General features: G+C 71.2%; 20 protein-coding genes. 4 read left to right on the top strand and 16 right to left on the bottom strand.

Annotation, left to right across the window (positions count from 1 at the left end):
- Window positions 1-57 precede the first annotated feature (57 nt).
- On the top strand, window positions 58-495 hold the full coding sequence (locus FHS29_RS10210; protein WP_184690328.1) for a MarR family winged helix-turn-helix transcriptional regulator: 438 nt from the start codon (window positions 58-60) through the stop codon (window positions 493-495).
- A 54-nt stretch (window positions 496-549) separates the two neighbouring features.
- Here FHS29_RS10210 and mutM read toward each other — a convergent pair whose 3' ends face one another.
- From mutM to FHS29_RS10150, 12 genes are all read right to left on the bottom strand, one after another.
- Entirely contained in the window at window positions 550-1,410 is an 861-nt protein-coding gene (gene mutM / locus FHS29_RS10205; protein WP_184690327.1) for a bifunctional DNA-formamidopyrimidine glycosylase/DNA-(apurinic or apyrimidinic site) lyase, read from the bottom strand.
- A 9-nt stretch (window positions 1,411-1,419) separates the two neighbouring features.
- Window positions 1,420-1,638, bottom strand: coding sequence for a hypothetical protein (locus FHS29_RS10200; protein ID WP_184690326.1), 219 nt, complete (start codon window positions 1,636-1,638; stop codon window positions 1,420-1,422).
- A 5-nt stretch (window positions 1,639-1,643) separates the two neighbouring features.
- On the bottom strand, window positions 1,644-2,468 hold the full coding sequence (gene rnc, locus FHS29_RS10195) for a ribonuclease III (RefSeq protein WP_184690325.1): 825 nt from the start codon (window positions 2,466-2,468) through the stop codon (window positions 1,644-1,646).
- Between the two features lie 28 nt (window positions 2,469-2,496).
- Window positions 2,497-2,679: a 50S ribosomal protein L32 gene (gene rpmF, locus FHS29_RS10190; RefSeq protein WP_015104500.1), complete on the bottom strand. Its 183-nt coding sequence runs from the start codon at window positions 2,677-2,679 to the stop codon at window positions 2,497-2,499.
- 2 nt (window positions 2,680-2,681) lie between these two features.
- A complete protein-coding gene (locus FHS29_RS10185; protein WP_184690324.1) occupies window positions 2,682-3,269 on the bottom strand; it encodes a YceD family protein in 588 nt (195 codons plus the stop codon).
- A 218-nt stretch (window positions 3,270-3,487) separates the two neighbouring features.
- Window positions 3,488-4,219, bottom strand: coding sequence for a flotillin family protein (locus FHS29_RS10180; protein WP_184690323.1), 732 nt, complete (start codon window positions 4,217-4,219; stop codon window positions 3,488-3,490).
- A gap of 96 nt (window positions 4,220-4,315) precedes the next feature.
- The gene (locus tag FHS29_RS10175; RefSeq protein WP_184690322.1) at window positions 4,316-4,756 is read right to left on the bottom strand and encodes a guanyl-specific ribonuclease; all 441 of its coding nucleotides are present in this window, start codon (window positions 4,754-4,756) and stop codon (window positions 4,316-4,318) included.
- Window positions 4,757-4,821: 65 nt separating this feature from the next.
- Window positions 4,822-5,304: a pantetheine-phosphate adenylyltransferase gene (coaD, locus tag FHS29_RS10170; RefSeq protein ID WP_184690321.1), complete on the bottom strand. Its 483-nt coding sequence runs from the start codon at window positions 5,302-5,304 to the stop codon at window positions 4,822-4,824.
- 54 nt (window positions 5,305-5,358) lie between these two features.
- Window positions 5,359-5,925 carry a 16S rRNA (guanine(966)-N(2))-methyltransferase RsmD gene (gene rsmD, locus FHS29_RS10165; protein ID WP_184690320.1) on the bottom strand — a complete coding sequence of 189 codons (567 nt, stop codon included), beginning with the start codon at window positions 5,923-5,925 and terminating at the stop codon, window positions 5,359-5,361.
- A gap of 7 nt (window positions 5,926-5,932) precedes the next feature.
- Window positions 5,933-6,625, bottom strand: a complete 693-nt coding sequence (locus FHS29_RS10160) for an SDR family NAD(P)-dependent oxidoreductase (RefSeq protein ID WP_184690319.1) — start codon at window positions 6,623-6,625, stop codon at window positions 5,933-5,935.
- Window positions 6,622-7,707, bottom strand: coding sequence for an MBL fold metallo-hydrolase (locus FHS29_RS10155; protein WP_184690318.1), 1,086 nt, complete (start codon window positions 7,705-7,707; stop codon window positions 6,622-6,624). The genes FHS29_RS10160 and FHS29_RS10155 overlap by 4 nt, the downstream gene beginning before the upstream one ends.
- A 70-nt stretch (window positions 7,708-7,777) precedes the next feature.
- The gene (locus FHS29_RS10150) at window positions 7,778-8,038 is read right to left on the bottom strand and encodes a hypothetical protein (RefSeq protein WP_184690317.1); all 261 of its coding nucleotides are present in this window, start codon (window positions 8,036-8,038) and stop codon (window positions 7,778-7,780) included.
- 109 nt (window positions 8,039-8,147) lie between these two features.
- Between FHS29_RS10150 and FHS29_RS10145 the strand changes: the two genes are divergently transcribed.
- Both FHS29_RS10145 and FHS29_RS10140 read left to right on the top strand, forming a co-directional pair.
- The gene (locus tag FHS29_RS10145) at window positions 8,148-8,996 is read left to right on the top strand and encodes a helix-turn-helix domain-containing protein (RefSeq protein WP_184690316.1); all 849 of its coding nucleotides are present in this window, start codon (window positions 8,148-8,150) and stop codon (window positions 8,994-8,996) included.
- Window positions 8,993-9,184 carry a DUF397 domain-containing protein gene (locus FHS29_RS10140; RefSeq protein WP_184690315.1) on the top strand — a complete coding sequence of 64 codons (192 nt, stop codon included), beginning with the start codon at window positions 8,993-8,995 and terminating at the stop codon, window positions 9,182-9,184. Before FHS29_RS10145 ends, FHS29_RS10140 begins: the two co-directional genes overlap by 4 nt.
- A 111-nt stretch (window positions 9,185-9,295) precedes the next feature.
- On the opposite strand, the gene FHS29_RS10135 is transcribed toward FHS29_RS10140, so the two are convergent.
- Window positions 9,296-12,673, bottom strand: a complete 3,378-nt coding sequence (locus FHS29_RS10135) for a pyruvate carboxylase (RefSeq protein WP_184690314.1) — start codon at window positions 12,671-12,673, stop codon at window positions 9,296-9,298.
- A 795-nt stretch (window positions 12,674-13,468) separates the two neighbouring features.
- On the opposite strand from FHS29_RS10135, the gene FHS29_RS10130 reads away from it, so the two are divergent.
- Window positions 13,469-14,764: a hypothetical protein gene (locus FHS29_RS10130; protein WP_312864851.1), complete on the top strand. Its 1,296-nt coding sequence runs from the start codon at window positions 13,469-13,471 to the stop codon at window positions 14,762-14,764.
- A 293-nt stretch (window positions 14,765-15,057) separates the two neighbouring features.
- On the opposite strand, the gene FHS29_RS10125 is transcribed toward FHS29_RS10130, so the two are convergent.
- The 3 genes from FHS29_RS10125 to FHS29_RS10115 all read right to left on the bottom strand — a co-directional run bounded on the left by FHS29_RS10125 (window position 15,058) and on the right by FHS29_RS10115 (window position 17,648).
- Window positions 15,058-15,438 (bottom strand): VOC family protein, encoded by a 381-nt coding sequence (locus FHS29_RS10125; protein ID WP_184690312.1) that lies wholly within the window; start codon window positions 15,436-15,438, stop codon window positions 15,058-15,060.
- A gap of 255 nt (window positions 15,439-15,693) precedes the next feature.
- Window positions 15,694-16,512 (bottom strand): SCO4651 family lipoprotein, encoded by an 819-nt coding sequence (locus FHS29_RS10120; protein WP_184690311.1) that lies wholly within the window; start codon window positions 16,510-16,512, stop codon window positions 15,694-15,696.
- Between the two features lie 35 nt (window positions 16,513-16,547).
- Window positions 16,548-17,648, bottom strand: a complete 1,101-nt coding sequence (locus tag FHS29_RS10115; protein ID WP_184690310.1) for a hypothetical protein — start codon at window positions 17,646-17,648, stop codon at window positions 16,548-16,550.
- Between the last annotated feature and the right edge of the window lie 29 nt (window positions 17,649-17,677).

Below are 17,677 nucleotides of genomic sequence, written 5' to 3'. Positions count from 1 at the left end.
TGTCCTGTCCGAATTAGGACAACTGCTCACGGTCGGTGAGCCACGAGGAGGTCCTCGATGACCACCAGTGTGACCAACCAGGACGCGTTACAGCTCGTGGTCGCCGTGCACCGGCTGGTCCGCAGCCTGCGGCAGTCGGCGCCCGTGCGGAGGCTGCAGCCCACGCAGCTCCTCGTCCTCGCCGAGCTGGCCGCCCAGGGGCCCATGCGGATCGGCGAGATCGCGGTGCGCGCGCTGTGCTCGCAGCCGACGGCGACCACGGTCGTGACGGGCCTGGAATCCGGCGGTCTGGTGCGCCGGGAAGCCGATCCGGCGGACGGCCGCGCCACGATCGTCGAGCTGACCGGCGCGGGCCGGGACACGATCCTGTCGCTCGCGCACGGCGAGGCCGAGCTGTTGTGCGAGCGGCTCTCGCGTCTGTCCGAAGAGGAGCGCGACCACGTCCGCTCGGTCACGCCGCTGTTGCGCAGGCTGGCCGAGCCGAAGAAACGCTGATGCCGGGACGCGCCGAGCCGGCGGAGCACCGAGGCGACGAAGCGCTGGGCGGCGTCAAGGCGTGCGCGGCTTCGGCTGGCAGCGCGGGCACGAGTAGGACGAGCGGTTCATGAAGGGTTCGCGGACGATCGCCGTGCCGCACCTCCCGCACGGCCGGTTCTCCTGCCCGTAGACGTTCAGCGAGCGGTCGAAGTAGCCGGACTGGCCGTTCACGTTGACGTAGAGCGCGTCGAACGACGTGCCGCCCTCGCCCAGCGCCTCCCGCATCACCTGCGTGGCGTGCGCGAGCAGCTCGGCCGCTTTCGGGCGGGTGAGCTTCGCGGTGGGCCGCAGGCTGTGCAGGCGGCTGCGCCACAGCGCCTCGTCCGCGTAGATGTTGCCCACCCCGGACACCAGGGTCTGGTCCAGCAGCGCCCGCTTCACGTCGGTGCGCCGACGCCGCATCGCCGCCACGGCCGCGTCCGGGTCGAACGCCGGGTCCATCGGGTCGCGCGCGATGTGCGCGACCGGCTGCGGCAGCGGGGTGCCGTCGACCTCGACGATCTCGGCCAGCGCCAGGCCGCCGAACGTCCGCTGGTCCACGAACCGCAGCTCCGGCCCGTCGTCGGCGAACCGGACCCGGACCCGGAGGTGCTTCTCGTCGGGGGCGTCGGACGGCTGCACCAGCATCTGGCCGCTCATCCCGAGGTGCGCGAGCAGCGCGTCCCCGTCGGACAGGTCCACCCACAGGTACTTGCCGCGCCGCCGCGCCCGCACCATCGTCCGACCGGCCAGACGGGACGCGAAATCCGCCGCACCGGGCAGGTGGCGGCGGATCGCGCGGTCGTGCAGGACCTCGACGGAGGCGACGGTCCGGCCGGCGACGTGCTCGTGCAGACCTCGGCGGACTACCTCTACCTCAGGCAGCTCGGGCACGTGGCGGACTCAGTCCTCGGTCTCCGCGGCCTCGGCGGCTTCCAGCTCCTCCAGGAGCTCGTACGCGGCGGCCTGCGGCTTGGTGGGCTTGAGCATCCAGCCACCGGCCTGCGTGGTGTCGCGGACCAGGACGAGGCCCTGGATGCCGCCGCTGCGGGAGGCGGTCAACGGTCGGGGGTGGCGGTGGTCGCGCACGCGCCGGTTGGTCCGGACGTTCGTGGCATGCATCGGCTTCAGTCTTCCTCGGTGGGTGAGGTCTGCGGTGGAGCCTGGGTTGCCTGCGGTGGAGCCTGGGTTGCGGCGTGGCCGTTCCCGACCGCGGCGGCTTCCTGCTCGCCGCGGATCCGTTCCGACAGCACGCGGTAGGCGGCGGCGGCCGCCTTCTGCTCGGCTTCCTTCTTCGTGCGTCCGTCGCCGGCGCCGTGGGACTGGCCGCCGACGTGCACCGTGGCGGTGAACTCCTTGCGGTGGTCCGGTCCCTGGTCGTCCACCCGGTACTCGGGCACGCCCAGCCCCGCCGATGCGGTGAGCTCCTGCAGACTGGTCTTCCAGTCCAGCCCGGCGCCGCGCAGCGGCGCCTCCGCCAACAGCGGGTCGAACAGGTGGTGGACCAGTTGACGCGCGGTCTCGATGCCGAACTGCAAGTACGCCGCGCCGATGACGGCCTCCAGGCCGTCCGCGAGGATGCTCGCCTTGTCCCTGCCGCCGGTCAGTTCCTCGCCGCGACCGAGCAGCAGGTGCCCGCCCAGACCGTCCTCGCCCAAGCCCCTGGCCACACCCGCCAGCGCGTGCATGTTCACCACGCTGGCACGGAGTTTCGCGAGCTGCCCCTCGGGCAGGTCGGGATGGGTGCGGTACAGGTGATCGGTGACGACGAGGCCGAGCACCGCGTCGCCGAGAAACTCCAGTCGTTCGTTCGGCGGGAGCCCGCCGTTCTCGTACGCGTACGACCGGTGCGTCAGAGCGAGCGTCAGCAGCTCGGCGTCCAACGGGACGCCGAGCGCTTCGAGCAGCGGGGCGCGGTCGGCGGACCGACCGCGCGACGACCTACCCCCCACTTGTGCCGCTTCCTTCGCCTTCGGAGGATCAGGCCGGCTGGACGACCTGGCGGCCGTCGTACTGGCCACAAGCCGGGCAGGCCACGTGCTGCGGCTTCGGCTGGCGGCAGGCCCGGTTCGAGCAGGCCACCAGGTGCACGGCAGCGGTCTTCCACTGAGCGCGGCGCGAGCGCGTGTTCGAGCGCGACATCTTCCGCTTCGGGACGGCCACGACTATTTCTCCTCTGGATTGTCACGATTCCCGTCGAACCGCTCTTGCAGCGCGGCCCACCGGGGGTCAATCGTCTCATGCCCGTGATCGGGCCCGAGATCAGCCAGCCTGCCGCCGCAGTCGACGCACAGCCCGAGGCAGTCCGGCGAGCACAGCGGCACCTGCGGCAGGGCGAGCACGATGGCGTCCCGCACCACAGGTTCCAGGTCGATCAGGTCGTCGTGCAGGCGACTGACCTCGTCCTCTTCGGTGGTCTCGTCGGTGGTGCTGTCCGGGTACGCGTACAGCTCCGTCAGCTCCACCTCGACCTCCGCCGACAGCGGCTCCAGGCAGCGCGAGCACTCCCCTTCGACCGTTGTCGCGGCCGTGCCGGTCACCAGCACTCCCTCGACCACGGACTCCAGCAGGAGGTCGAGTTCGACGTTCCCGCCCGGCGGCACCGCGATCACCCCGAGCAGGCCGACTCCTTCGGCGGGCACAGACCGCTTCAGGGCGCGGCTGGAGCCCGCGCGACGCCCGAGGTCCCTGGTGTCGATGACCCAGGGCCCGGTCGCTGTGGGACGCGTGGACGCGTGACGGTGATCAGGCATGATGTTTGGTGTTTGCCGACGGGTGACTTACCACGGCCAGCCGGTCAAGGGTACGCGACGATGGGCGCTGACGTGAAATCGGCAGGTCCGGCGTCGTCCGTTCGGGTGTTCCGGGGGTGTTCGGCAGGGCTTCCGGGGTGTTCGGTCGGGCGTTCCGGGGGTCGGCGGCGGGTCGTCGCCGACCGCGCGAGGTGCGTTCCGGAGGTCGGGCGCGGGCGTCAGGTGCGGGCGTTCGCCTCGTGGTAGTCGAACGGCGCCGCGGCGCTCGCGACGGCCGGGCCGCGCAGGTGCGAGCGGCCCTTCCCGACGGAGCGCAGGGTGTGCGCGAGCAGGTCCTCGAAGTCGGCCAGCTTGCCGTCCACGTACGCGTCGCACTCGCTGCGCAGCCGGATGGCCTCCGACTGGGCGGCGTCCAGCACGCGGGCGGACTCGACGTGCGCGGCCTGCACGACCTCGGTCTGGTCGACCAGCCGCGCCTGCTCGGCCCGGCCCTCCTCGATCGCCCGCTCGTAGTTGGCGCGCCCGGCCTGCACCATGCGGTCGGCCTCGGCGTGCGCGCGGCCCACCAGGTCCTCGTACTCCTGGCGACCCGCCGAGATGGTCCGCTCGGCCTGGTCCTCGGACTCGGCGATCATGCGCTCGGCACGGGCCCGGGCCTCGGACAGCATCCGCTCGGCCTCGTGCTGCGCCTCGGCGACGATCCGCTCGGCGTCGGCGCGGGCCTTGCTGGTGGTCGCCTCCAGCTCGTGCTGCGCCTTGCCCACCAGCTCGTCGCGGTGGTCCAGCACGTCCTGGGCGTCGTCCAGCTCGGCCGGGATGGCGTCGCGCACGTCGTCCAGCAGTTCGAGCACGTCACCGCGCGGCACGACGCACCCGGAGGTCATCGGCACGCCACGCGCTTCCTCGACGATCGTGACCAGCTCGTCGAGGGCCTCGAACACCCGGTACACGGCACACCCCCCACGCCCACACAGCGGTACCCGTCCCAGTGTGCCCTGCCGGTCTCCCCGCGGCGGGGAGATCGGCAGGGCGTGTCCCGCGCTACCTCATCGGGTGACGTCCACCAGGACGAAGCTCGCGTAGTGGTCGGCGGTGTAGAAGTACAGCTTCGGCGTGGCGTTGCCGGTCACGATTCGCCGCGCGCCCCGCGTGGAGCTGCCGGGCGTCTTCACCGTGTACTCCTTGTAGTAGCCGGTGGCGCACGCGGGCAGGATGCGCTCGCGGTTCTGGAAAGTCTGGTTGTCCTGCGGATACGGGTAAGGCCCGCCGCGCTGGATGAGCCGAACGGTGTCGGTGGCCTGGGCGGGCAGGCCGGACAGGGCGACCTTGCGGAAGGCAGCGGTGTCGCCGCAGGGCGCTTGGAGCGCGGTGGCGTCAGCCGGGGCCGGGCCGTGGGCCGTCGCCGGGCCGGCGAGCCCGAAGGAGCCGACGAGAACCAGCAGCAGGGCGAGCAGCGCCTTGGCGCCGCGTGATGTGATCTCGCTCATGCGAGCGAACGGTAATCACTTCCAGTGATTTGCCGGCCACCGCGGGGTTAACCGGCCGTGACCGCTCAGCGGCGTTCTGCCAGGCGCTGCGCGAGGCGCGCCATGATCGACGGCGGCAGCAGGCTGGAGACGTCGCCGCCGTAGGTGGCCACGTCCTTGACCAGCGAGCTGGCCAGGAAGCTGTAGATCGGGTTGGTCGGCATGAACAGCGTCTCGACCCCGGTCAGCTGGTGGTTCATCTGCGCCATCTGCAACTCGTAGTCGTAGTCGCTGACCGCGCGCAGGCCCTTCACGATGGCCTGGATGTCGTTCTCGCGGCAGTAGTCGACCAGCAGCCCGTGCCAGGAGTCGACCCGCACGTTCGGCCACTGCGCGGTCACCTCGCGGAGCATCTCGGTGCGCTCTTCGACCGAGAACAAGGTCTTCTTGTTCTTGTTGATGAGCACGGCGACGACGACCTCGTCGAAGAGCTTCGCCGCTCTGCCGATGATGTCCAGGTGTCCGTTGGTGGCCGGGTCGTAGGAGCCGGGGCACACGGCACGCGTCATGGTTTCGGACGGTAGCACCCGATCGGACGCGTCCACTCTGACGCGTGGTCGGCATCACCCGTCGGAAGCGACGTGCTCGGCCCAGTACAGGGCCGTATCGCCGTATCGCTTGCTGCGCAAGGATTCCAGCGGGCGGGGCCAGCTCGGCTCGGCACTGCGCGCGGCGCGCTCGACGATGATCACGGTGCCGTCCGCGGTCCAGCCGTTGACCACCAGGGACCGCAGCACCCGGTGCAGTTCCTCGTCGGTGACCGCGTACGGCGGATCGGCGAAGACCACGTCGCGGGGCTGCTCGGCCGGCGTGGCGACGGCGGCCTCGGCGGCGCGGTTGACGACGGACGCGCCGGGCAGCCCGAGCGTCCTGGCGTTGGCCTTGAGGACTTCGGCAGCCCGCTTGTCCGACTCCACGAACGTCGCGTCGACCGCGCCCCGGGAGAGCGCTTCGAACCCGAGCGCGCCGGAACCCGCGTAGAGGTCGAGCACCCGCGCCCCGTCGAGGTCGACCAGGGCTTCGAGCGAGCTGAACAGGGCTTCCCGCACCCGGTCGGAGGTGGGACGGGTGCCCCGCGGCGGCACTTGCAGACGACGGCCACCGGCAGTGCCCGCCACGATCCTCGTCATGGGCGGATTATCGGCCCAGGGCCGCGCCGCCGTTGACGGCGATCACCTGGCCGGTGATGTGACCGGCTTCCGGCGAGGTGAGGAAGGCCACCGCGGCGGCCACGTCCGCCGGGGTGCCCGGACGGCCGTTCGCGGTCTGGCTGATCAGCTTCTGCCGGCGCTGGTCGGTCATCCGGTCGCCGAAGAACTCGGTGTCCTCGACGTAGCCGGGCGAGACGACGTTCGCGGTGATGCCCCGGCCGCCGAGGTCGAAGGCCAGTTCGGCGGTCCACGCCTCCACCGCCGCCTTGGCCGCGCCGTAGCTGCCGCCGCCGCGCCGGCCGGCGATCGAGCCGATCGTCACGATCCTCGCCTGGTCGGCCAGGCGCGGTTCCAGGGCCGTGGTGACCAGCACGGCGGTGATCACGTTCGCCTCGTAGTCCGCCAGCCACCGCGCGCGCAGGTCGGCGTCGCCCACGGCACCACCGGCGTTGTTGACCAGGACGTCCACTGTGGACGGCAGGTCGGGCAGCGCCGCCTCCACCGCCTCCGGCGACGCCGCGTCGAAGGCCACCGCCCGCGCGCCCACCTCCTGCGCGGTGGTCTCCAGCACGTCGGCCCGCCGACCGGTGATCACCACGTCGAGGCCGCGCTTCACCAGCTCCTCGGCGATGGCCCGGCCGATGCCCGTGCCGCCGCCCGTCACCACTGCCGTCCTCATACGAGTGCCTGCCACCATCCGTCGACCGCCGGGGGATCGTTCACGTCGATCCTTTCACCCGGACGTGGGATGGCGAGCGGGATTTCCCACGCCTTGGCCTCGCGCCAGACCCGGTCGACGGGTTCGGCCCAGTCGTGGAACGCCAGGTTGAACGTGGCCCAGTGCACCGGGATCAGCAGCCCGCCCCGCACCTCGCGGTGCGCGGCCACGCCCTCCTCCGGAGTCATGTGGATGTCCGGCCACCCCGGCCCGTACGCCCCGACCTGGATCAGCGCCGCGTCGAACGGCCCGTACTCCTCGCCGATGCGCTGGTAGCCGTCGAAGTACCCGGTGTCGCCGCTGTAGTAGACGCGGTGCTCCGGCCCGACGATCGCCCAGGACGCCCACAGCGTGTTGTCCCGCTGGAACCCGCGCCCGGAGAAGTGCTGCGCCGGCGACGCGACCAGCCGCACGCCGGCCACCTCGTGCGACTCGTCCCAGTCCAGCTCCACGATCCGGTCCTCGGGCACCTTCCACCGCCGCAGGTGCGCGCCGATGCCCAACGGCACCACGAACACCGCGTCGCCGGACCGCGTCAGCGCCCGCACAGTCGGCAGGTCCAGGTGGTCGTAGTGGTCGTGGGAGATGACCACCGCGTCCACCTGGCCGACCTCGCTGAGCTCGTGCGGCACCGCGTGCAGGCGCTTGGGCCCCACCAGGCGGGACGGCGAGCACCGGTCGCTCCACACCGGGTCGATCAGCACCCGCGCGCCGTCGATCTCCACCAACGTGGAGGCGTGGCCGTACCAGGTGATGTGCAGCCCCGACGCCGAAGCGCCCGGCGCGGCGGGGACCAGCGGCACCTCGCCCGCCGGGTGCCGCTGCTGGCCACCGAAGAACAGCTCCCGCGCCGTGTCCCCGGTACCGCCCGGGGGCATGGTGCGGGTCCGCGAGGCGTTGTGGAACCGCCCGTCGCGGAACTGCGGCGAACGCCGGACGCGCTCGCCGCCGGGGGTGCCGCCCAGCGCGGCGGGGATGTCGCGCAACGCCCACGCGACCGCACCCGCCGCCAGGCCGAGCAGCGCTGCGGTGACCTTCTTCATGGCTCCTCCAACGGCCGTCCCGACCGATGGGTTCCCAGGTGTGAGGAGATCAACCGGTCGAGTGAAGTTCTCAGGAGAAGACGACCTGCGACGTCCCGAAGCCGTCCCACGCCAGCCAGACGTCGACGTCCAGCTCGTCGTCCCGGCCGTCGTCGCGGGTGCGGCCCCGCTCGGCCACGTAGAGGCCCTGCTGGAACCGACCGGCCGTCAACCGGTCCTTCGCCCACGCTTCGAGGTCGCCGGTGACCTCGTCGCACCGCTCGACGAGTTGGTAAGCCGCCTGGCGACCGTTGTTCTCGATCACGCTGAGCTGCTGGAAGGCGTGCCCCACCGGTCATCACTCCTTGTACGAGGTCGTATACTTTCCGGATAGACGGAGGCTATATTGGGTACCCAAATAGGGCCCACGTACGAACGGGTGAATCCTTGAGGAGGCAGCAATGACCAACCCCCACCGCAGCGCCGCCCGCATCCAGGTCGCCACCACGCTGCGCCGGCTGCGCGAAGACGCCGGCATCCCGCGCGAGCGCTCGGTGGCGGCGCTGAACTGCACGCCCACCAAGATCGGCAACATCGAGACCGCCGTCAGCGGCATCAAGCAGGCGGAGCTGGAGAAGCTGCTCGACCTGTACGGGGCCGACGACGAGACCCGGGAGGACCTGCTCAGCCTCAACTCGGAGGCCCACCGCAGGCGTCCCCGGAGCAAGATCGGCGGCATGATCGCGCCGTGGCTGCGCCGCATCCTGGACGTGGAGGCGAGTGCCACCGAAGCGCTCTACTCATCGTTCGAACTGGTCCCGGCCGCGCTCCAGACCGAGCACTACGCCCGCGCGATCATGGTCGGTGGCGGCGTCACCGGCGAGGCGCTGGAGAAGAACCTGGAGCTGCGCGCCGGCCGGAGGGCGCTGCTCACCGACCGGGAACCGCCGCTGCGGATGTGGGCGGTGCTCGCCGAACCCGCGTTGCGCGCGAACATCGGCGGTCCCGGCGTGATGCTCGACCAGGTCGACCACCTCCTGGAGATGACCGAGTTGGCCCATGTCGACGTCCAAGTGATGCCGCAAGGAGCAGGGGCGCACATGCTGACCGGGACTACGCTGACCTTGTTCCGGCTGCCCGACAAACTGCCGTCGCTGGTCAGCGTCGACACGCCGTTCGGTGCCCACTTCGTCGACCGGCCCGACCAGGTGGAGAAGACGAGTCGCTGGTTCGACCACACCCGTGCGAAGGCGTTGGGAGTCGAAGAAAGCCGCGAACTCCTGATGCAGATCAAGAAGGACACCAGATGACCTTGAAGCTGCACCAGTGGACCAAGTACAGCGCGAACGGCGACAACTGCGTGGAAGTCATGCGGACGGCCGACGAGGTGCTGGTCCGCAACTCCAACCGCCCCGAAGAGGCTCCGCAGCGGTTCACCTTCAGCGAGTGGGAGTTCTTCACGCAGGGCGCGAAGCTGGGCGTCTTCGACCTCGCGTGACCGGGACGGGGTCCGCCGGACGAGCCGACGAACCCCGTTCCACCCGGTCCGGGTCCGGACACCCGCCAGGGTGCCCGGCCCGACCGCGGTCCGGCGTCACGCCGTCCGGCGTCACTCCAGGACGATCAGCAGGTCGCCGCCCTCCACCTGCTGCACGCCGCGCACCGCGAGCCGCTTGACCCGACCGGCCTTGGGCGCGGTGATCGCCGCCTCCATCTTCATCGCCTCGATGGTCGCCACGGTCTGACCCGCGTCGACCTCGTCGCCCTCGCCGACCGAAGGCGTCACCACGCCCGCGAACGGCGCGGCCACGTGACCGGCGTTGGTCCGATCGGCCTTCTCCGCCACCGGCACCTCGGCCGCGATCGACCGGTCCCGCACCTGGATCGGCCGCAACTGGCCGTTCAGGGTGGCCATCACGGTCCGCATTCCGCGTTCGTCGGCCTCGCCGATCGCTTCGAGCCCGATCAGCAGCCGCACACCGGGCTCCAGGTCGACCGAGTACTCCTCGCCCGGCCGCAGCCCGTAGAAGAAGTCCTTGCTGCGCAGGACGCTGGTGTCGCCGTACGCGTCCCGGTGCGCCTGGAACTCCTTGGTCGGCGCGGGGAACAGCAGCCGGTTCAACGTCTGCCGGCGGTCGTTCCGCAGCCCCTCGCGGTCCTCGTCGGTCAGCTCCGACACGCCCTTGGGCGCGGCCCGGCCCTGCAGCGCCTTGCTGCGGAACGGCTCCGGCCAGCCACCGGGCGGGTCGCCCAGCTCACCGGACAGGAACCCGATCACCGACGCCGGGATGTCGAACTTGTTCGGCTCCGCCTCGAACTCCTTCGGCGACACGCCCGCCCCGACCAGGTGCAGCGCCAGGTCGCCGACGACCTTGGACGACGGCGTCACCTTGACCAGGCGCCCGAGCATCCGGTCCGCCGCCGCGTACATGGCCTCGATCTCCTCGAACTTCTGGCCCAACCCCAGGGCCACCGCCTGGGTGCGCAGGTTCGAGAGCTGACCGCCGGGGATCTCGTGGTGGTACACCCGGCCCGTCGGCGCCGGGATGCCGGACTCGAAGGGCGCGTACACCTCGCGCACGGCCTCCCAGTACGGCTCGATGTCGCACACCGCCTGGAGGTCCAGCCCGGTCTCGTGCTCGGTGTAGTCGGTGGCCGCGACGATCGCCGACAGCGGCGGCTGCGACGTGGTGCCCGCCATGGACGCCGCCGCGCCGTCCACCGCGTCCACCCCGGCCTGGATCGCCGCCAGGTAGGTCGCCAGCTGACCGCCCGCCGTGTCGTGCGTGTGCAGGTGCACGGGGAGGTCGAACTCCTTGCGCAGCGCGGTGACGAGCCGTGCCGCGGCGGGCGGGCGCAGCAGGCCCGCCATGTCCTTCACGGCCAGCACGTGCGCACCCGCGCCGACGATCTGCTCGGCCAGCTTGAGGTAGTAGTCGAGCGTGTAGAGGCGTTCGTCCGGGTTGGACAGGTCCGAGGTGTAGCACAGCGCCACCTCGGCGACGGCCGTGCCGGTCTCGCGCACCGCCTCGATCGCCGGGCGCATCTGCTCCACGTCGTTCAACGCGTCGAAGATGCGGAAGATGTCGATGCCCGTCTTGGTCGCTTCTTCGACGAAAGCGCTGGTCACGGCCTCGGGATAAGGGGTGTAGCCGACCGTGTTGCGGCCCCGCAGGAGCATCTGGAGGGTGATGTTCGGGACGGCTTCCCGCAGCGCGGCAAGGCGCTCCCACGGGTCCTCGGCCAGGAACCGCAGCGCCACGTCGTAGGTCGCGCCGCCCCACGCCTCCAGCGACAGCAGCTGCGGCGTCATGCGCGCCACGTGCGGCGCCACCGCGAGCAGGTCCTTGGTGCGCACCCGGGTCGCCAGCAGCGACTGGTGCGCGTCGCGGAAGGTGGTGTCGGTGACCGCGAGCGCCTTGCTCTCCCGCAACCAGCGGGCGAAACCCTCGGGGCCGAGCTCGGTCAGCTTCTGCTTGGAGCCGGCGGGCGGCTCGGCCGCCAGGTCGATCTCCGGCAGCTTGTCCCTGGGGTCCACGGCCGACGGGCGCGCGCCGTTCGGCAGGTTCACCGTCACGTCCGCCAGGTAGGTCAGCAGACGCGTGCCGCGGTCGGCGGAGTGCCGTGCGGTCAGCAGGTGCGGGCGCTTCTCGATGAACGACGTGGTGACGCGGCCCTCGTAGAAGTCCCTGTCGTCCAGGACCGCCTGGAGGAACGGGATGTTCGTGGACACGCCCCGGATGCGGAACTCCGCGACCGCGCGGCGGGCCCGTGCCACGGCGGCGGAGAACGTCCGACCGCGGCAGGTGAGCTTCACCAGCATGGAGTCGAAGTGCGCGCCGATCGCGGTGCCCGAGCCGGTCGTGCCGCCGTCCAGCCGGATGCCCGAGCCGCCCGGCGAGCGGTAGGCGCTGATCATGCCGGTGTCCGGGCGGAAGCCGTTGGCCGGGTCCTCGGTGGTGATGCGGCACTGCAGCGCCGCGCCGCGCAGGTGCACGGTGTCCTGGCTCAGGCCCAGGTCCTCCAGCGACTCGCCGGACGCGATGCGCATCTGCGACTGCACCAGGTCGACGTCGGTCACCTCTTCGGTGACCGTGTGCTCCACCTGGATGCGGGGGTTCATCTCGATGAAGACGTAGTTGCCGTCGGGGTCCAGCAGGAACTCGACGGTGCCGGCGTTGCGGTAGTCGATGTGCCGGGCGAACCGGACGGCGTCGTCGCAGATGCGTTCCCGCAGCTCGGGGTCGAGGTTCGGGGCGGGCGCGATCTCGATGACCTTCTGGTGCCGGCGCTGCACCGAGCAGTCCCGTTCGAACAGGTGCATGACGTTGCCCTCGCCGTCGGCGAGGATCTGCACCTCGATGTGACGGGGCTCCACCACGGCCTGTTCGAGGAACACGGTCGGGTCGCCGAACGCGGACTCGGCCTCGCGGGAGGCGGCCTCCAGGGCTTCGCGGAGCCCGGCGGGGTCGTCCACCTTGCGCATACCGCGACCGCCCCCACCCGCGACGGCCTTCACGAACACCGGGAAGTCGATGTCCTGCGCCGCTTCGAGCAGGACGTCGATGTCGCTGGACGGCTCGCTGGACTTGAGCACCGGCAGGCCGGCCTCCCGGGCGGCCGCGATGGCGCGGGCCTTGTTGCCGGTCAGCTCCAGCACGTCCGCGGGCGGTCCGACGAACGTGATGCCGGCCTCGGCGCAGGCCTTGGCCAGCTCGGGGTTCTCCGACAGGAAGCCGTAGCCGGGGTAGACCGCGTCGGCGCCCGCCTTGCGGGCCGCCGTGATGATCGCGTCCACGGAGAGGTACGCCCGGACGGGGTGGCCGGGCTCGCCGATCTCGTAGGACTCGTCGGCCTTGAGCCGGTGCAGTGAGTTGCGGTCCTCGTGGGGGAAGACGGCAACCGTGCCGGCGCCCAGCTCATAGGCAGCGCGAAAAGCCCGGATCGCGATCTCGCCGCGGTTGGCGACAAGAACCTTGCGGAACATTCGGCGTTCCCTCCCAGGTCACTCGGCGGTCAATCAAGGCACGTTACCGTGCAGATCCCGCCCCTCGGGAGTTCCATCCCACGTGACGGACGTCATCGTGATCGTTCACTCACGCGGTCAAGGGGCTGTCCGGTGGGGGCACGGCCCGTGGATTGTCCCTTGCGCGCAGGCCCGGCGCAGCCCCCTGCCGGACGGGTCACACCGCCGGCGGTCGGCCCACCGCCGCGCCCACCCGGTTCACCCGATGGTGATCTTGACCCCCTCGAACGCCTGTTCGACAATTGACCGGCAAGCCCACGAACCGCACCAGCGACCACAACGAAGGAAGGAGGTCCGTGTGCCAAGTGGTGTCAGAGCGGTGGTGACCCCCTCGAACGCCCCGAGGGTCGTACCCACCTCACTGAGCCGATCCTCGGGCAGGAGTACCCGATCCACTCGCGGCCAGTGGGTGTGCCGCCGCGCCGACGACCGGTCAGGGCGTGCCGGTCGGAAGCGCGGCGCCGACTCCCGTTGTGATCATCACGGGCCGTGAACACCACTCGCATTCGCGGACATCGTCCCGGTGGCCGATGGTGAACGTCGGATAACCACCACGGACAGGGCGGCTGTGTCGGCTTTGTGAGCGCTCGATCACCGAGCCGTTACAGTGCGTTCGCTGTATCGGGTGACAGACGGTGTCGACTTCTCGGTAGGGTTGGACATATGGCCGGGGCTGAAGGGACTGGGCAGCCTGCTGCCCGCACCCATTTCGACGTTGTTCTGCGCGGGTACAACCAGCGACAGGTCAACGAGCGCGTGACACGTCTGGAGTACGACCTCAAGAACTCCAACAGATCACGCGACGCCGCCGCGTCCCAGGTGGCCGAGCTGAGCAAGCTCCTCGGCACCACCCGCGCCGAGCTGGACAAGGTCAAGGCCCAACTCGGCAACCTCGCCAACAGCCCGGTCAGTGCCACGAACGTCACCGAGCGTGTGCGCGTGATGATGACGCTGGCCGAGGAGGAGATCGCCGACATCCGCAAGGGGGCGATCGACCAGGCCAACGCCACCCGCGCCGAAGCCGAGCGGTTCGCCGCCGAGGGTCGGGCCAACCACCAGCGCGCGATGGGCGAGCTCGAAGAGCGCCGCAAGCAGCTGGAGGCCTCGCACCAGCAGCGCGCCGCCGAGCTGGACGCCACTCACCAGCAGCGCACGGCCGAGCTGGAGAAGCAGTACCAGGACCGGCTCAACGAGCTGGAGCGCTCGCACGAGGAGCTGCGCACCAAGCTGAACGCCGAGCACGAGTCGCTGATGGCCGAGGCTCGGGCCGAGCGCGAGCGCCTCGCGGCCGACCACGACGCCAAGAGCGCCGCCCTGGACGCCCGCCGGGTGGAGCTGGACGCGAAGTACAAGGGCTACCACGACGAGTTGGACAAGGAGTACGACGAGCTGCGCACGACGCTCCGCAAGGAGCACGAGGCGCACGTCGTCGAGGCCAAGGCCGAGGCCGCGCGCCTGCTCGAAGAGGCCCGCACCGAGGTCGGTGCCCTGCGCGCCGAGTCGGCGAAGCAGATCGCCGAGCTGGAGCACGAGGCGCTGGGCAAGGCCGAGAAGGCGGTGGCGGACGCGAACGCCTACGCCGAGAAGACCACCGCCGAAGCCACCGCCGAAGCCGAGAAGACGGTGGCGGACGCCAAGGCGTTCGCCGAGAAGACCACCGCCGAGGCCAAGGCCCAGGCCGACAAGACGGTCACCGACGCGAACACGCTCGCCGAGAAGACGGTCGCGGACGCCAAGGCCACCGCGGACAAGACCGTCACCGAGGCGAACGCTCTGGCCGAGAAGACCGTCGCCGAGGCCAAGGCGAAGGCCGACAAGACCATCACCGAAGCGGACGCCCACGCGGACCGCCGCACCGCCGCCGCCGACCAGAAGCTCACCGAGCTGCACAGCGCGCACCGGACCTTGTCCGAGAAGTTCGCCGAAGCCCAAGCCGCCGTCAGCCAGGCCATGACCGCTCTCAAGCCCTTGGACGCGGAAGCCGAACCGGCCTCCGAAGAGGTCCGGGAGTCCGAGCAGCCCACCAAGCAGCTCCCCCTGCCCCGCAACTGACCGGCTCCGCCCCGCACCGACTCCCGCCCCGCACCAACCCCCGCCCCGCACCGACTCCCGCACCGCACCGCGCCGGCTGACGGGACGCACCGGCTATAGCCCCGCACAGGCTGACGGGGCGCGGGCGCAGGGCGGGGCTCACGGGACTGACCGGGCTCAGAGCGGCCGGGACGCCGGCAGCTCTGAGCCTGTCGCACAGGGCAACAACGGTTCCAGCCGGACCCACTGCTCATCGGTCAGGTCATGCACTCGTCGGTCGGGTCGAGCCGCTCACCGGTCGGGAACGATGAGCGTCAGAGTGGGTCCAGGCGCGCCTTGAGCAGGCAGAACTCGTTGCCTTCGGGGTCGGCCAGGACGTGCCACTGCTCCTCCCCCGTCTGGCCGATGTCGGCCGGGCGCGCGCCCAGCTCCAGCAGGCGTTCGAGTTCGGCGTCCTGGTCGCGGTCGGTGGCGTTGACGTCGATGTGCAGCCGGGACTTCCCCCTCTCCGGCTCATCCCTGCGACTGAGGATGATCGTCGGCTGCGGACCGCCGAACCCTTCGCGCGGCCCGATCTCCACCGAGCCGTCGTCCTCGCGATCGAGCACGACGAAGTCCAGTACCTCGCACCAGAACCGCGCCAGCGCCTCGGGGTCGCGGCAACCGAGCACCAGCTCACTGATACGACATGCCATTGGCGAAACCTGCTCTCAGCCTGGGAACCGCCGGGAAGGCCACGCGCGAACCCCATGGGCTCCCAGCAGCGAAAACAATCCGGGACCGTACCGGACGAGGCGCTGCACACGCGAGGTGATTTCAGGGCTGACCGGGCTCGGGCCGCCGGCGCGCACCGGCAGCCCTGGCTCCGCGGGCCAGTCACCCCTGGCCCTGAAGGTCGATCATCCCCGGTCCCGCGGGTCGGTCACCGGGTCGAGCGGGCCGCCAGGTCGCTACTGCGGCAGCTGGTCGGCGGGCACGACTTCGGCCGGGGTGGGCACGGTCACCTCGATCGGCGTGCCCCAGTCGGTGAACCGGGTGGTCGACTGCTTGACGACCTTGCCGTCCAGCTCGAAGCGGTACTCCGCCTTGAGCGGTGCGCCGGTGTCGTCGACCCACACCGCAGCCGCGATCTTCACGCCGTACTCGGCGAGCTGGGTGTGCTGGAGCTGGATGTCCGGGTCCTCGATGACCTTCGCCATCTTCATCGGGTCGACCACGAGTTCGTAGCGGGTCGTCGGCACGCCGTCCAACTGCTCCTCGCCCCGGCCGGCGATGAGCGCCGCGCGCGGCTGCACGTAGTCCAGCTCCGCCCCCACGGTCGCGCCGGGACCGAAGCCGCGCAGCAGGGCGCCGACCTCGCCGCTGTTCTGCCGCGAGTAGAAGCCCCACCGCTTACCCTCGGGCATGGGGGCTCCGTCGACGTGCACATACAGACCGTCGCGGGCCATCACCATGTCCATCTTGCGGGCCTGGCCGCCCGTGGACATCTGCATCGCCATCGTCCCCGTCATCCCTTCGGGGTCCTGACGCAGAGTGCCGTCCACGATGTTGCGGACCTCGGTCGCGCCGCCGTCCGAGGCGAAGCCCTCGGTGTGGAACCGGGCCGTCTTCAGCTCGGTTCGCCGCTGGTCGATGCGTTCCGCCACCACCGCCAGGTCGCCCTTGGGCGGCGACGACGTCACAGGAGCCGACGACTCACCCGACGAGCACCCGGCCAGCAGAACCGGAACCAGCGCGAACGACGTCAGCACGAGCGGAAAACGGCGCACAGTGCGGCGACGATACTCCAGCCGCCGCCGGTCGCTCAGCGCAGCAGGACGTCCCAGCCGTCCCGCACCGGCGGCAACTGCATCCCCTCGAACGCCATGAAGTCCCGCCGCCACTGCGGAGCCAGCCGAGCCGACCGCACGATGTACACCGACGCGGCCACCACGCTCCCGACCGCGACCAGCGCGGCGAACCGGGCCAACCACCCGCCGTCCGCCCACACCCGCACCGCCACCAGCACCGGCAGACCGAGCACCACCAGGTCGAACAACCAGCCCACCACGTTGCGCCACCACGGCCGCGACACCAGCCGCACCCCGGCGTCGGCGATGGTGTCGCCCTCATCGGGCCCGTGGAGCCGGAGCCGGGTCGCCTCCAGCCGGCGCGTCGAGACCTCCCGCACCACCGACCACAGCGCGCCCAGGCCCAGCACCAGCAACAGCACGTCGACCAGGTGGAAGTACCACGGCGCCCCCTCGTTGGCCACCATCGAGCCGCCCGCGGCCAGCACCATGAACCCGCCGGCCGCCTTCAGCGGTCCGAGGTGCAACGTCGACAACCACGGCGGCAACAGCGACCGCACCACCTTGTCCCGGACCGCGGGCCGCCCGGCGATCAACTCCCGCACCTCGGCGCGGGCCCGGGCAACCGCAGCGTCCCGCGCCCCGGCACCCGGAGGCGCAGCAGTGCTTCCAAGCATCCTCACCGCGACCACCGACCGCTCGCGCGGCTCGGCAGCGTCCGGGGAGTCGCCCGCCTCGGGCTCGCCCGGCTTCGTGCCGGCTGCGGACTCTTCGGGCCCCGCGCCGGCCTCCGGCTCGGCCGGTTCGGCGCGGACCACCTCGGGCTCGACCAGTTCGGCGTCGAGGATCTCTTCGGGCTCGGCCGGCGCGGCGCGGACCACCTCGGGCTCGGCCAGTTCGGCGTCGAGGATCTCAGGCTCGGCCAGTTCGGCCTGGATGACTTCGGCCTCGGTCGGCCCGGCGCCGACCAGCACGGGCTCGGCCGGTTCGGCGCGAACCGCCTCGGGCTCGGCCGGTCCGCCGAGGTCGAGCCTGGTTCCCCCGAGCGTGCCCGGCTCGACCGACTCGGTGGCGAGGTCGGTCTGCTCAAGGGTCGGTGCCGTGGGTCCGTCCACTGCCGTGCGTCCGTCGACTGCCGGGGGTT

It is taken from the genome of Saccharothrix tamanrassetensis, assembly GCF_014203665.1.
GTDB lineage: Bacteria > Actinomycetota > Actinomycetes > Mycobacteriales > Pseudonocardiaceae > Actinosynnema > Actinosynnema tamanrassetense.
The sequence above is the reverse complement of the archived record's forward strand: the minus strand, read 5'-3'. Positions and strand labels throughout refer to the sequence as shown.

What these genes read in the sequence shown, in the direction of transcription:
- rsmD (WP_184690320.1), bottom strand. Translation starts at nt 5,925, where the DNA reads ATGACGAGGATCGTGGCGGGCACTGCCGGTGGCCGTCGTCTGCAAGTG.
- FHS29_RS10140 (WP_184690315.1), top strand. Translation starts at nt 8,993, where the DNA reads ATGACCTTGAAGCTGCACCAGTGGACCAAGTACAGCGCGAACGGCGAC.
- coaD (WP_184690321.1), bottom strand. Translation starts at nt 5,304, where the DNA reads ATGACGCGTGCCGTGTGCCCCGGCTCCTACGACCCGGCCACCAACGGA.
- FHS29_RS10135 (WP_184690314.1), bottom strand. Translation starts at nt 12,673, where the DNA reads ATGTTCCGCAAGGTTCTTGTCGCCAACCGCGGCGAGATCGCGATCCGG.
- FHS29_RS10185 (WP_184690324.1), bottom strand. Translation starts at nt 3,269, where the DNA reads ATGCCTGATCACCGTCACGCGTCCACGCGTCCCACAGCGACCGGGCCC.
- FHS29_RS10125 (WP_184690312.1), bottom strand. Translation starts at nt 15,438, where the DNA reads ATGGCATGTCGTATCAGTGAGCTGGTGCTCGGTTGCCGCGACCCCGAG.
- FHS29_RS10160 (WP_184690319.1), bottom strand. Translation starts at nt 6,625, where the DNA reads ATGAGGACGGCAGTGGTGACGGGCGGCGGCACGGGCATCGGCCGGGCC.
- FHS29_RS10175 (WP_184690322.1), bottom strand. Translation starts at nt 4,756, where the DNA reads ATGAGCGAGATCACATCACGCGGCGCCAAGGCGCTGCTCGCCCTGCTG.
- FHS29_RS10210 (WP_184690328.1), top strand. Translation starts at nt 58, where the DNA reads ATGACCACCAGTGTGACCAACCAGGACGCGTTACAGCTCGTGGTCGCC.
- FHS29_RS10200 (WP_184690326.1), bottom strand. Translation starts at nt 1,638, where the DNA reads ATGCATGCCACGAACGTCCGGACCAACCGGCGCGTGCGCGACCACCGC.
- FHS29_RS10155 (WP_184690318.1), bottom strand. Translation starts at nt 7,707, where the DNA reads ATGAAGAAGGTCACCGCAGCGCTGCTCGGCCTGGCGGCGGGTGCGGTC.
- FHS29_RS10145 (WP_184690316.1), top strand. Translation starts at nt 8,148, where the DNA reads ATGACCAACCCCCACCGCAGCGCCGCCCGCATCCAGGTCGCCACCACG.